This is a genomic window from Janthinobacterium algoris, assembly GCF_051380935.1.
In the GTDB taxonomy this organism is placed as follows: Bacteria; Pseudomonadota; Gammaproteobacteria; order Burkholderiales; family Burkholderiaceae_D; genus Janthinobacterium.
This window is the reverse complement of sequence record NZ_JBNYXZ010000001.1, coordinates 427,925-440,545: the sequence shown is the minus strand read 5'-3', so window position 1 is coordinate 440,545 and position 12,621 is coordinate 427,925. Positions and strand designations below refer to the sequence as shown.

The 12,621-nt window shown below is 60.4% G+C and carries 11 protein-coding genes; 5 read left to right on the top strand and 6 right to left on the bottom strand.

Annotation, left to right across the window (positions count from 1 at the left end):
- Positions 1–38: 38 nt before the first annotated feature.
- The 3 genes from htpX to ACQ4W7_RS01995 form a co-directional block, all read right to left on the bottom strand.
- Entirely contained in the window at positions 39–923 is an 885-nt protein-coding gene (gene htpX, locus ACQ4W7_RS02005; RefSeq protein WP_426071732.1) for a protease HtpX, read from the bottom strand.
- Positions 924–1,016: 93 nt separating this feature from the next.
- Positions 1,017–1,850 (bottom strand): 3',5'-nucleoside bisphosphate phosphatase, encoded by an 834-nt coding sequence (locus ACQ4W7_RS02000; protein WP_426071731.1) that lies wholly within the window; start codon positions 1,848–1,850, stop codon positions 1,017–1,019.
- Positions 1,851–1,952: 102 nt separating this feature from the next.
- A complete protein-coding gene (locus tag ACQ4W7_RS01995; protein WP_436528050.1) occupies positions 1,953–2,831 on the bottom strand; it encodes an alpha/beta fold hydrolase in 879 nt (292 codons plus the stop codon).
- Positions 2,832–3,058: 227 nt separating this feature from the next.
- On the opposite strand from ACQ4W7_RS01995, the gene ACQ4W7_RS01990 reads away from it, so the two are divergent.
- The 5 genes from ACQ4W7_RS01990 to ACQ4W7_RS01970 all read left to right on the top strand — a co-directional run bounded on the left by ACQ4W7_RS01990 (position 3,059) and on the right by ACQ4W7_RS01970 (position 8,705).
- Positions 3,059–3,583 (top strand): gamma carbonic anhydrase family protein, encoded by a 525-nt coding sequence (locus tag ACQ4W7_RS01990; protein ID WP_436528048.1) that lies wholly within the window; start codon positions 3,059–3,061, stop codon positions 3,581–3,583.
- Between the two features lie 4 nt (positions 3,584–3,587).
- On the top strand, positions 3,588–4,568 hold the full coding sequence (gene hslO / locus ACQ4W7_RS01985; RefSeq protein ID WP_426071728.1) for an Hsp33 family molecular chaperone HslO: 981 nt from the start codon (positions 3,588–3,590) through the stop codon (positions 4,566–4,568).
- A gap of 149 nt (positions 4,569–4,717) precedes the next feature.
- Positions 4,718–7,129, top strand: coding sequence for a TonB-dependent receptor (locus tag ACQ4W7_RS01980; protein WP_436528045.1), 2,412 nt, complete (start codon positions 4,718–4,720; stop codon positions 7,127–7,129).
- Complete coding sequence (locus ACQ4W7_RS01975; protein WP_436528043.1) at positions 7,129–8,271, top strand: glycerophosphodiester phosphodiesterase; 1,143 nt, start codon at positions 7,129–7,131, stop codon at positions 8,269–8,271. The genes ACQ4W7_RS01980 and ACQ4W7_RS01975 overlap by 1 nt, the downstream gene beginning before the upstream one ends.
- Before the next feature lie 152 nt (positions 8,272–8,423).
- The gene (locus tag ACQ4W7_RS01970) at positions 8,424–8,705 is read left to right on the top strand and encodes a hypothetical protein (protein WP_436528041.1); all 282 of its coding nucleotides are present in this window, start codon (positions 8,424–8,426) and stop codon (positions 8,703–8,705) included.
- Positions 8,706–9,120: 415 nt separating this feature from the next.
- Here the strand turns inward: ACQ4W7_RS01970 and ACQ4W7_RS01965 are convergent, their stop codons facing one another.
- The 3 genes from ACQ4W7_RS01965 to eno form a co-directional block, all read right to left on the bottom strand.
- Complete coding sequence (locus ACQ4W7_RS01965) at positions 9,121–10,479, bottom strand: glycerophosphodiester phosphodiesterase family protein (RefSeq protein ID WP_436528039.1); 1,359 nt, start codon at positions 10,477–10,479, stop codon at positions 9,121–9,123.
- A 460-nt stretch (positions 10,480–10,939) separates the two neighbouring features.
- On the bottom strand, positions 10,940–11,263 hold the full coding sequence (gene ftsB, locus ACQ4W7_RS01960; protein WP_426071723.1) for a cell division protein FtsB: 324 nt from the start codon (positions 11,261–11,263) through the stop codon (positions 10,940–10,942).
- A gap of 61 nt (positions 11,264–11,324) precedes the next feature.
- A complete protein-coding gene (gene eno / locus ACQ4W7_RS01955; RefSeq protein WP_426071722.1) occupies positions 11,325–12,608 on the bottom strand; it encodes a phosphopyruvate hydratase in 1,284 nt (427 codons plus the stop codon).
- Positions 12,609–12,621 lie beyond the last annotated feature (13 nt).

The following is a 12,621-nucleotide window of genomic DNA, read 5'->3' as shown; positions in this document are numbered from 1 at the left end:
GTGTAAGCATTCTGGCGAACCAGCTTGTTAAGTTAGCATTATTGTACGCCGCGCAGCGCGGCAATACGTTGTTCGAGAGGCGGATGGGTGGCAAACAGCGCGCCCCAGCCGCCATTGCCGCCGCTGATGCCCAGCGCCTGCATCGATTGAGGCAGCTCGCCCGGCGGTACGCCGCCCAGGCGGGCCAGCGCATGCATCATCGGCGTGGGGCTGCCCAACAGTTTGGCCGAACCGGCATCGGCGCGAAATTCGCGCTGGCGCGAGAACCAAGCCACGATGATGGAAGCGAGCAAGCCAAAGATCACTTCGCACACCATGACGGTGACGAAATAGCCGATGCCGCGTCCGCCGCCTTCGCGGTTGTTATTTTTCAACAGCACATTGTCGACAAAGAAACCCACCACGCGGGCCATGAAGACGACAAAGGTATTCACCACGCCCTGGATCAGGGTCAGGGTGACCATGTCGCCATTGGCGACGTGGGCGATCTCGTGGCCCAGCACGGCTTCGACTTCATCGCGGTTCATGCTTTGCAGCAAACCCGTCGAGACAGCCACCAGCGCCGAATTTTTGAAGGCGCCCGTGGCGAAGGCATTCGCCTCGCCTTCATACACGGCCACTTCCGGCATGCCGATGCCGGCCCGCTCGGACAGGGCGCGCACGGTATTGACCAGCCACAATTCGGTTGACGAGGTCGGGTTGTCGATCACGCGCGCGCCCGTGCTCCACTTGGCCATGGGTTTGCTGATCAACAGGGAAAAGATCGACCCCGTGAACCCCACCACCAGCGAAAACACCAGCAGGCTGCCCAGGTTTAGAGTGCTGCCGCGTGCCGGGTTGCCCACGCCCAGCAAGCTGAGGACGAGCGACAGCACCAGCATCACGGCCAGGTTGGTGACAACAAAAAGGACGATACGTTTCATGGGCGATGGCTCCGGAAAACAATAATAACTAAAAGATAAGTATGCGGTCGCGACTTTTCAAGCCCTGCTCGGCAGGCGCCGGCCAGCCGTACCTTAGAACCAGTCGTGCCAGATCGGGGTCACGTTGGCAGGTAAAGGCGGCAGCTTGGCAAAATCCACGCGCGACTCGCCTGGCGCATGGAAATCCGTGCCGCGCGAAGCGAGGAAGCCGTAGGCGTTGGCCAGCTGCGCGTATTCCGGATACTGATCCGGACTGTGACTGCCCGTGACGACTTCGATAGCCACGCCGCCGAGCTGCTTGAATTCATCGAACAGCACGCCTTGCGCCATGTCGCTGAAGCGGTAGCGGCCCGGATGGGCGATGACGGCCACGCCGCCCGCGCCGCGTATCCAGCCCACCGACTCGGCCAGGGTGGCCCAACGGTGCTCGACATAACCCGGCTTGCCTTCCGACAGGTATTTCTTGAACACGTCAGGGATATTCGCGCATTTCCCCATTTCCACGATGTAGCGGGCGAAATGCGTGCGCGACATCAAATCCGGGTTGCCGACAAATTTCAAGGCCCCTTCATAGGCGTCGGGGATGCCGGCCAGGTCCAGCTGGCGGGCGATTTCGCGGCCGCGCGCGTCGCGCCCGGAGCGTGTCTGGTGCAAGCCCTGTACGAGACCGGGATTGTTTTCATCGACTTGCAAGCCCACGATGTGCACGGTCTGGCCGGCCCAAGTGATGGAAATTTCCACGCCGGCCACGAAACGCATGCCCAGGTCCAGCGCGGCCGTGCGCGCGGCGGCGATACCGGACACTTCATCGTGGTCCGTGAGTGCCCACACATCGACGCCCGCGCGGCAAGCGTACGCGGCCACGGCGGCAGGCGCGAGCACGCCGTCGGAAATATTCGAATGACAATGCAGGTCGACTTTAAGCATGTGAAAACAATACCCTGCACGGGCTCAGCATGAAAGAAGCTTTCATTGTACGCTGCTTGCCCGATAAGGAAGTCGCGTTAGCGACACAGTTGCGCCAATGCATTACTGCGCCAGGAAGGTTTCCACCAGGCGCGCCAGCTCCGCCGGCTGGTCATGGTGCAGCATGTGGCCCGCGTCCGCCATCATTTCGCAGCGCACATCCTTGATGCAGGCCAAACGCCGGTCGATTTCGATGCGCGCCTCGTCCTTTGGTCCCATCCATTGCCACATATTCGTCTCCATCGCCTCCACCCACAGCACGGGCGCCGTGATGCGGCGCCAGCACGCCATCACTTCTTCCACCTGATACAGGATGGGATTGACGCGCTTGTGCTGCGGGTCGCCCAAGATGTCCCACTCGCCCGCCTCGTTCTGCGCCGACCAGTGTTCGGCCAGGAAAGCTGCGCGCGCGTCCGGCAGGCGCGGATTGGTCTTTTGCAGGCGCTCGGCCACGGCCTGTTGACTCGGATAGCTGCGCATGGCGGGCGGCTCGCGCAATTCGTCCAGCCACTTGGCGTAGCGGCCCGGCGCCTGCTCCGGCTCCGTCGCCATCATGCCGAAGCCTTCCAGGTTGATGAAGCGGCTGATGCGCTCGGGCCGCACGCCCGCATACAAGCCGGCCACGTTGGCGCCCATGCTGTGACCGAGCAACTTGACGGGTGCGTCCGGCGAATAGTGCAGCAGCATGGCGTCCAGGTCGGCCAGGTAATCGGGGAACCAGTAAGTATCGGACTGCGTGTAGTCGCTGAGGCCAAAACCGCGCCAGTCGGGCGCGATCACGTGCCAGTCGCCTGCCAGCTCGTCGACGACGAACTGGAACGAGGCGGCCACGTCCATCCAGCCGTGTACCATGAACAGGATGGGCGCGCCTTCGCGGCCCCAATGACGCACATGCGTGCGGGCGCCGCGGATGTTGATGAATTCGGAACGGGAAAGTTTCATGGGTTTCATCTCATTGCCTGCCTTGAAAGTGGCGCGGATGGCGCCACATGCTGTGTCTGTAAATAGTACGAACATAAAAGTACGACCGTTCGATAATTATACCGGATTGGTGGTCGGCGCCAGGACTTGCCCTGCAACAGCGTAAAATAGCGTACATAGCAGGTAAGCCAAGCAAAACTTCCGCGTCCGGCCCAGCCCGGCGCTTCCACCACCGCCATAGGCTAACGATGACACTCTACCAATTGGGCGCCGATGCGCCACAGATTGACGCTTCCGCTTTTGTTGCCGACACGGCCAACGTGATCGGCAAGGTGACGCTGGAAGCGAATACGTCCGTATGGTTCGGCGCCACCATCCGCGGCGACAATGAACGCATCACCGTGGGTGCCAACAGCAATGTGCAGGAAGGCGCCGTGCTGCACACGGATCCGGGCTACCCGCTCGACATCGGCCAGAACGTGACCATCGGCCACCAGGCGATGTTGCATGGATGCACGATTGGCGATGGCGCCCTGATCGGCATCCAGGCCGTGATCCTGAATGGCGCGAAGATCGGCAAGGGCTGCCTGGTCGGCGCAGGCGCACTGGTCACGGAAGGCAAGGAATTTCCCGACAATATGCTGATCATCGGCTCACCGGCGAAAGCCGTGCGGGCCCTGACGGTAGACGATATCACCAAGCTACAAGGCAACGCCGTGAACTATGTGCAACGCGGCCAGCTATTTAATACGCAACTCAAGAAGATTGGATAAGAGAATGACGACTGAAACCACGGGCGCTGTCAGCGCAGCCGCCACCACCCAGGATACCTTGCAAAAATTTATTTTTGACAACGCCGCCGTGCGCGGCCAGTTCATCGACGTCTCCGGCACCTGGCAGGAAGTAGTTGCGCGCCACGCCTACCCGACGGCCGTGAAAAAAGTGCTGGGTGAAATGGTCGCCGCCGCCGCTCTGCTGTCGGCCAACCTGAAATTCAACGGTTCCATCATCATGCAAATCCATGGTGACGGTCCCGTGCGCCTGATGGTGGTCGAGTGCGATTCGGACTTGCGCCTGCGCGCCACGGCCAAGCTGGACCCGGACGCCGCCATTCCCGAGGTCGCCACCGTGCCGCAATTGCTCAACGCCACGGGCAAGGGTCGCTTCATCATCACCCTGGACCCGGCCGACAAGGTGCCAGGCCAGCAACCGTACCAGGGCATCGTGCCGCTGGACGGCGACGACATGGCGACCGTGATCGAAAACTACATGTTGCGTTCGGAACAACTCGACACGCGCTTGTGGCTGGCCACGGACGACAGCGTCTCGCGCGGCCTGCTGCTGCAAAAGCTGCCGCACCACGGCGGCAAGGCCGAAGCGACGCCTATCTCCGAAGAAGACGCGCTGGACACATGGCACCGCGCCGTGATGCTGGCGTCGACCCTGAAAGAGGAAGAAATCCTCGCCACCGACATCGAAACCCTGATGCAACGCTTGTTCTGGGAAGAAACGATCCGCGTCTTCGACCCGCTGCACCCAAGCTTCCATTGCAGCTGCACGCGCGAAAAAGTGGGCAATATGCTCAAGATGCTGGGCGAGGAAGAAGTCAACGGCACGCTCGACGAAGTGGGACAAGTGGGCGTGAACTGCGATTTTTGCGGCCAGCACTACGAATTCGACAAGGTCGATTGCGCGCAGCTGTTCATCACGGATGCGCCGGCCGAAGTCTTGATTCCCCCCGCAGCGAGTATTAACTAAGCATTACAGTTTCGCCATCATTCCCGCGCCGCCCCTCAGGCGGCGCCATTGTTTCGACTGTCATCTTCCCGTCATCAGTTCGTCATCAGCCCGTCACGCGCCGCCGTTACGCTGCGCAGCTTGTATTACTTCCCACTTTCCACAGGCTGATGATGACCACCCACTTGACGCTGGCCCTGCGCCGCCATTCCTTCCACGTTTTGCTGGGCGCCTGCGCCGCAGGCATCTCCCTGCCGGCGCTGGCGCAAACGGCCGTGGCCGCCGCCGTGGCCTCCGCCGCCACCGACATGGCCGCTGCCGCCCCGGCTGCCGACGACAATGCGACTATGAGCACCGTGGAGATTTCCTCGCGCAAGACGCGTTCTTCGGTCGCCCTGAGCAAGAATGAAATCCAGAAAATCCTGCCCGGCACGAATCCCCTGAAAGCCCTGCAAACCTTGCCTGGCGTCAGCTTCCAAACGGCCGATCCGTGGGGCAACAACGAGCAAAACCTGTCGCTGTTCGTGCATGGTTTTTCCGGTCAACAACTGGGCTACACCATGGATGGCGTGCCGCTGGGCGACCAGCAGTACGGCAACTACAACGGTCTGTCGCCGCAGCGCGCCGTGATCAGCGAAAACGTGCGCAGCGTGGTGCTGTCGTCGGGCGCGGGCGATCTGGCGACAGCCTCGACCAGCAACCTGGGCGGCACCATCGAAACCTATTCCAGCGACCCGCTGGCCACGCAGGGCGCCAGCGTGCAGCAAACGGTGGGCAGCCACCGCACCTCGCGCACGTTTGCCCGCTACGACACGGGCGCCTTCGGCGACGGCAGCAGCGCCTACTTTTCCATCCTGCACCACGAAGCGCGCGCCTGGGATTTCGATGCGCGCCAGGGCGGCGACCAGTTCAATGCCAAGTACGTCAACCGCAGCGAGGCGGGCAAGCTGACCCTGTTTTTCAATTATTCGGACAAGATCGAGCCGAACGAAGACAGCACCGTGCACGTGAAGGGCGAGACGAGCGCACCGTACACGCGTCCCTTCCTGTATCCGGATTTCAAGGCGGCCCTGAATTACCTGTCGCCCACGGGCGCCACGCCTGCGGCGGACGGTAACAATTATCGCAATTACTACAGCGATGCGCAGCGCACCGATTACCTGGCGTACGCCAAGTTCGACGCCAACCTGTCCGAAGGCACGACGTGGTCGAACCAGGTGTATTACCACAAGGATGATGGCGCAGGCGTGGTGGCCGGCCCCATCGGCGTGGCCGGCTTGCCGGGCCTGTTCAGCGTGTACTACCCGAAACAGAACCTGAAACAGGTGTTCGGCAACTCGGGCTACGCCGTGCGCACCACGGAATACGACATCAAGCGGGGCGGCTTCATTTCCACGCTGCGCAAGGAAATTGGCGAGCATCAACTGGAAGCGGGCCTGTGGCTGGAACAGAACCGCTCGTCCGCCTACCGCCGCTGGTATGCGCTGGACGTCAACAAGCCCACTTCGCCGTACGACCGCCCCAGCAATCCTTTGATCACGCAATATGGCAGCGAGATCGACAACAAGGTGGTTCAACTGCACTTGCAGGATGAATGGCGCATCCGTCCCGATGTCGCCCTGCAGGCCGGCTTCAAATCCAGCCTGCAGTTTGCCGACGGCCAATTCCCCGTGCAACCGGCCAAGGGCGCCATTGCGGGCGGCTCGACGGCCTTGCCGGTCGGCACCATCAACACAAAGAAATGGTTCTTGCCGCAAGTGGGCGCGCGCTGGGACTTCACGCCGCAAGACCAGTTGTACTTCAATATCCAGAAAAACATGCGCCAGTTCGTCACCTACGGCGGCGGCGGGGCTTCGCCATGGAGCTTGTCGAGCCAGGCCGCGTTCGACCTGTTCAAGCGCGATGCCAAGCCGGAAACGGCCCTCACTTATGAAGTGGGCGTGCGCGGCAGTCACCCCTTGAATCTGGGCGCCATTACGGCCATCGATGGGCAAGTCAATGTCTACCACGTCGATTTCAGCAACCGTTTGCTGCAGATCAGCCCGACGCCCGTGATTTCCTCCATCATCGGTGGCAACCCCGTGCTGGCCAACGTGGGCAGCGTGCGTACGGACGGCATCGATATCGCCGGCACCGTTCACTTCGGCAATAATTTTTCCTTCTACAATGCCCTGTCGTACAACCGCTCGCAGTACGCGGACAATTACAACAATGGCGCCGCGCTGGTACTGACGGCCGGCAAGAATGTGCCGGGCTCGCCGGAGTGGCTGAACAAGTTCGTGGCTTCGGCCACGTTTGGCGATATCGAAGTGCAGCTGACGGGAGACTATGTGGGCAAGCGCTACGCGACGTACACCAACGATTTATCGGTCCCCAGCTATTTCCTGATGGGCCTGGGCGTGTCGGGCAAGCTGCCGGCCATGGCCAACTGGTTGAAAAACCCGCGCTGGCGCGTCAACGTCAGCAACCTGGCCAACCGCGAAGGTTCGCTGAACGTGGTGGTGGGCGCGGCCGACAAGACGTATAACACCTTCCCCATCGCCCCGCGCCAGGGCTTCCTGACCTTGACAGCGGAGTTCTGATGCGCGCGCCGCATCTCGCCCCGGTGTTGCCGCAACGCCACTTTTCTCGCCGCAGCTTCGTCCAGGCGGCCGTGGGCGGCCTGGCCCTGGCCAGCGCGCCCGGCTTTGCCGCCGGCCTGCTGGAAACAAAGCCAAGCCGTCCGCTGGTGTTCGCCCACCGGGGCGCCAGCGCCCTGCGCCCCGAGCACACCTTGGCCTCGTATGCCAAGGCTATCCTCGACGGCGCCGATTACGTGGAGCCAGACCTGGTCGCCACGCGCGACGGCATCCTCGTGGCACGCCATGAAAGCAATCTGATCGACACCACCGACGTGGCGCGCCGGCCTGAATTTGCCAGCCGGCGCGGCAAGAAGCTGGTCGACGGCGAATGGCACGAGGGCTGGTTCGTCGACGACTTCACCCTGGCGGAATTGAAAACCCTGCGCGCCATCGAACGGCTGCCGACAGTACGTACCGGCAACACCTTGTACGATGGACAATTCCAGATCCCCACCTGGGAAGAAATCATCGATTTTGTTGCAGCGCAATCTGCTGCCAGCGGGCGCATCATCGGCCTCGTGCCCGAGCTGAAAAGCTCGACGTACTTCCGCGATGCGGGCCTGGCGCTGGAAGACCGTTTCCTGTCGACCATGCTGGCGCACGAGTACACGCGCCGCGCGCCCATCGAGATCCAGTCCTTCGAAGTGGCGAATCTGAAGTACCTGCGCGAGAAGCTGGGACGGCGCGCCAACGTGCGCCTGATGCAACTGGTGGTGGGCGGCGATGTGCGTCCGATGGACGTGGCCAAGGCGGGCGGCAAGCTGACGTTCGGGCAAATGACGACGCCGGCCGGCTTGCGCGACATCGCAGCCTACGCGGACGTGGTGGCGCCGCCCACGCGGGCCATCATCCCGCTGGGCGCCGACCAGCGCCTGGCAAAACCCTCGTCCATCGTCGACGCTGCGCACCAGGCGGGCTTGCTGTTGCACACCTGGACCTTCCGCCCGGAAAACCGTTTCCTGGCGGCCGACTTCCGCGACGGGAATGGCGAAAATGCGCGCAACGAAGCCGGTTCCGTGGCGGAAATGCGGCGCTATATCGAAACGGGACTGGACGGCTTTTTCAGCGACGATCCGGGCCTGGGACGCATCGCCGCCGGATAAACATTTCGTAACAAATTCATTTTCAGGGCGTGGCCGATGGCTACGCCCTTATTATTCGTTTCTTGAATTTCTGAAATTGGAATTTGAAATTAGACATATATCGCCAACTCCACTATTGTGCAATGCAACAACAGACCATTCATGGAGGGCATATGTCCACTTTTACCAACACCTACAGCAACGACAACGACAACTATTTCAGCAACCTGGGCCGCGCCACGCGCGCCTTCCTGGGCGCCCTGCTCGCTTCCAAGCCATACAGCGAACTGGCACAGAAGGAAGTCATCGCCACCAGCACCAGCAGCGCCGAAGAGCAACGCTATGTGCTCCCAAGCAAGCGCGACATCGCCCTGCTGAACTCGGAAGCGGCACGTTATGAAAACCTGATGCCGAATCTGGCCAGCGAACTGCGCTTCCTGGCGTCGCGCGGCTGATCAACCTTCAATTACTTACACACTTAGAGACTATATGATGATTCTCGAAACCACCCTGATCGCCCTAGCCGTTGCCGTCACCGCCATCCGTTTTTACCTGATCTCGACCGGCAAGGGCGAGCTCTAAGTAAAACGTCGTCGGCCGGTTCCGGCTCGCCGCGCGGACTGGTTTGCTGGTGGCTGGCCAGCGCCAGAGTTCCTTGCGCGTTTCGACAAAGTCGAACGACGACAGCGCTTGCTGCGCTGCCGGCCAATGCTCAATGGTCAATGGTTCATGCCTGCACTTCTTCAAAACGGCGCCACACGTTGTTGCTACAGCCGCGCTGTGATTCTTCGTATTCCATTTCCCATTCCCGCTCATGGTGTGCACCGAGCCTGACACCGAGCGGCGCCAAGGTGCTGATTAAGTGGGTACTTAGCGCCCGGTTTCTTTCAAGTAAGCATTACGCGTAACGACGGCCGTATTGCTGAAGTCGCTAAAGGCGCCATCGAGGCCAGCGCGGAAAAAGCCCAGCAGTTCAACTGCCGGGTCGCCTTTGTAGACGCCAGCTAGATATTTCGCCTCATTGCGGAAGGTATAACTGTGGACGAACAAGCCGGCTTTATGGGCGTCGGCGATCAGGCTCGTTGGCGTGGCCTTGTTGACGTCGGCGGCCGAACCGGTGTACGGCGTGCCATCGGCATTGCTGGCTTTGAACGGCGAAATCGTCAAGGCCATCACTTGCGGTTTCCAAGGACCGATACCGTCGGCATAGGTCTTGATTTCGGCCAGGCCCGCCGGCGTCAGCATTTCGCCGAAGAAGCGGCCGTCGCCAGCCAGCGTCCAGCTATACGGACGGCCAGAGACGAAATTATAGACATCGTTGGTGCGGTAAATCATTTCACCGGTTTTGTAATTGATGTCATTGCCATCGACCAGTTGTACCATTTTGGCCGTCAAACCGGCAGCGCGCATATATTTCAGGCTGGCGGGATCAAAACTCTGGACATAGATCGCCGCTGTTTTGCTGTTCAGATTATTGTCTTTGACGATCTTGACAATCGCATCTTCGAACGGATGGCTGCCGCTGCCGCAACCGTTGGCGATTGCCTGGGCATTATTCCATACAGGGTTTTTCGATTCCGGATAGACCGAAATCGTGCGACCGCTCGATGCGCTTTTGGCTTTGGCGATATCGATCACTTCTTGCATCGTCAGGATAGGATATTTGCCATTCAATTCGCTCGGACGCGATTCGCGCGCATCGTAGGTCGTGCCCGCAATCCATTGTTTCAGTTCGACAGCCGTAAAATCGCTGATCGACCAGTCGCCCGTATGGTCTTCGCCATCGACGATCAGCGATTTCAGCACCGATTTCGGATTGGCCGGATCGGTCAGATCGCTCAGGTATTGTGCCGGGCCGCCGTAGGTGGGCAAGGAATAGCTGACATTGACCAGACGGCCTGGCACCGTGCGTTTGCGTGCGGCGACCTGAGCATTCGTCAGTGCGACGCTGCTGATATTGGTGTTGTCGCTGAGCCAGGGATTGTGGCGCGCCATCAGCACACAATCTTTCGACATGTGCACATCGAGTTCCAGCGAATCGGCGCCGGCATCGGCCGCCGCCTCGTAGGCCGGGCGGGTTTTTTCGGGGTACAGGCCCGACAAGCCGCGGTGGGCGATTACCAGCGGCGCCTTGCCGTCCAACGTCAACAGGGACTCGGTACTACCACCACCACAAGCGGACAAGGTCAGCGCCGACAGGCATAGCAAGGTGTTTTTTTTGATGGTCATGTTAAGCGCAATTCCTGGTTGATTGTAATTATGGGATCGTGGACCGCGCATTGCTCCAGCGCGCCCGGAAACCATGCTACCTATTGTAAAAACCAGTTGTGACATAGCAGTGACCGCCAGATGACAGCCTGATGACAACAGGCCAACCTGCGCTTGCGGCATCGATTTCGTATATGCTGGAGCGGCTAAGACATGCGGAGGCGCATTGGCGGCCTGCGGCTCAAATTATCGCCGGCCGAGATCAATATCGGTAGCGTCGTGCGGGAAACGGAAAGCGACTTTTTTATGGCCGGGTGTTTCGACAGCTAACACCCAGCGCCAGCGCATGGAAAGTGCTGCTAGCCGGCACGTGATCGAACGCAGCCAGTGCCAGTAACAAGAAACCGCTGCGTATCCATAAAATGCGGCATGCGTCAGCCTGGCAATCGGTCCAGGCTGGCAAGCGGGAAGTCGTTAGTACTCAGTGTGGCGCAGCAGCGTCCACCGGCGTTTCCAGCAGTGGCGGGGTCTGGCCCTTGCGCACGATCTGCACGAAAATCTCATTCTGTTTGACCATGCCCAGCTCATAGCGGGCACGCTCCTCGACGGCGCCCGTACCATCTTTCAGGTCGCGCACTTCGGATTCGAGCTTGGCGTTGCGCGCCTTCAATTCCATGTTCTTCTTGTTGGCCACCGCCACTTGGGCTTCCATGTCGGCAACACGCAGCCAGCCGCCTTTACCCATCCAGAGGGGAAATTGGATCAACAGCAGCAGAGCTGCCAGGGCGAGCGTAATCAGGCGCATGGGGCATTCAGTTAAAAAACCGGCCGGATATCTCCGGCCGGCCAGTGGGTTTTACATCAGCTTACTTCAGATTATAGAACGCATCGCGGCCAGGGTAGCTGGCGATGTCACCCAGATCTTCTTCGATGCGCAGCAGCTGGTTGTACTTGGCCATGCGGTCCGAACGCGACATCGAGCCGGTCTTGATCTGCAGGGCGTTCGTGGCAACGGCGATATCGGCGATGGTCGAGTCTTCCGTTTCACCCGAGCGGTGCGAAATGACGGCCGTGTAACCGGCGCGCTTGGCCATTTCGATGGCGGCGAAAGTTTCCGTCAGGGTGCCGATCTGGTTGATCTTGATCAGGATCGAATTGGCGATGCCTTTCGAGATGCCTTCTTTGAGGATCTTGGTGTTGGTGACATATAGATCGTCGCCGACCAGTTGCACTTTCTTGCCCAGTTCCGCCGTCAGGATCGCCCAGCCATCCCAGTCGCTTTCATGCATCGCGTCTTCGATCGAGATGATCGGGTACTTGTCGCACCAGGTCGCCAGCAGGTTGGTGAACTCGGTAGCCGTCAAGCTCAGGCCTTCGCCTTCCATTTCGTACTTGCCGTTCTTGTAGAACTCGGACGCGGCGCAATCGAGACCGATGGCGATCTGCGTGCCTGGCTCGTAACCGGCTTCTTCGATGGCCTGGATGATCAGCTTGATGGCTTCTTCATGGTTGGCCAGCGATGGCGCGAAACCGCCTTCGTCGCCCACGTTGGTGTTCAGGCCCTTCTTGTGCAGGATCTTTTTCAGCGTGTGGAATACTTCCGCGCCGTAGCGGACGGCTTCCTTGAACGACGGGGCGCCCACGGGAATGATCATGAATTCCTGGATGTCCAGGTTGTTGTCGGCGTGTGCGCCGCCGTTGATGACGTTCATCATCGGCACTGGCATCTGCATGGCGCCCGAACCGCCGAAATAGCGGTACAGCGGCAAGCCCGCTTCTTCAGCGGCAGCCTTGGCGACCGCCATCGAGACGGCCAGGATGGCGTTGGCGCCCAGGCGCGATTTGTTTTCCGTGCCGTCCAGGTCGATCAGGGTACGGTCCAGGAACGCCTGCTCATTGGCGTCCAGGCCCATGATGGCTTCGGAGATTTCGGTATTGATGTTTTCGCATGCTTGCAACACGCCCTTGCCGAAGTAACGCTTGGCGTCGCCATCGCGCAATTCCACGGCTTCGCGCGAACCGGTCGAGGCACCCGACGGCACGGCCGCACGGCCCATCACGCCCGATTCCAGCAACACATCGCATTCGACGGTCGGATTGCCGCGCGAGTCCAGGATCTCGCGACCGATAATATCAACAATAGCACTCATGTCATTCTCCAAA